1 pseudogene is annotated in these 664 nt (G+C 57.4%); it reads left to right on the top strand.

Annotation, left to right across the window (positions count from 1 at the left end):
- Positions 1-137: 137 nt before the first annotated feature.
- Positions 138-588: pseudogene (locus U1T56_RS24280) on the top strand (proline racemase family protein); the annotation flags it as partial.
- Between the last annotated feature and the right edge of the window lie 76 nt (positions 589-664).

Here is a 664-nt window from a genome sequence, read left to right as displayed (position 1 = left end):
ACCCGGCTGAAGACCATCACCTCGCGCTGGCCGACCGGCATCCGTGCGGGTGCCGACTTCGTCATGCCCACCATGCGGTGACGGCTGGGTTCCTGTCTCGAAGTACAAACTTGCGCGTGCAACATGGGGCCATACAGATGCGCTCCAGGAAAGTCCTGTCCGTCGTCGACTGCCATGCAGAAGGGGAAAGCGGCAAGGTCATCATCGGGGGTGTTGGCCAAGTTCCCGGCAAATCGATGTTCGATAAGCGGCTTTATCTTGAAACGTACATGGACGATATTAGAAAGATGGTCCTGTTCGAGCCGCGAGGAGCGGTCTGGCACAATGCCAACATTATCCTCCCCTCCAATCACCCCGACGCCGACATGGGGTATGTGATCCTCGAAACAACCGAATATCCGGCAATGTCGGGCTCGAATACAATGTGCGTGGCGACGATCCTTCTCGAGACGGGGACCTTGCCCATGAAGGAACCCGTAACTGAACTGACGCTCGAGTCTCCCGCCGGCCTGATCAAAGTACGTTCCAAATGCTCACCATGGGAAGGTGACGAGCGTCAGGCTGGTAAATCGGCCGGCATTTTGCTACCTGATTAGCCTTCAAAGTCATCCGGCCATGGGCTAGGATTGCCGCGGTTTCCAGGGCTGCGGGAGGCACAGGTATG

Origin of the sequence: Benzoatithermus flavus (assembly GCF_037908215.1) — a bacterium.
Classification (GTDB): Bacteria; Pseudomonadota; Alphaproteobacteria; order Geminicoccales; family Geminicoccaceae; genus Benzoatithermus; species Benzoatithermus flavus.
This window is presented reverse-complemented; position numbering and strand designations above follow the sequence as displayed.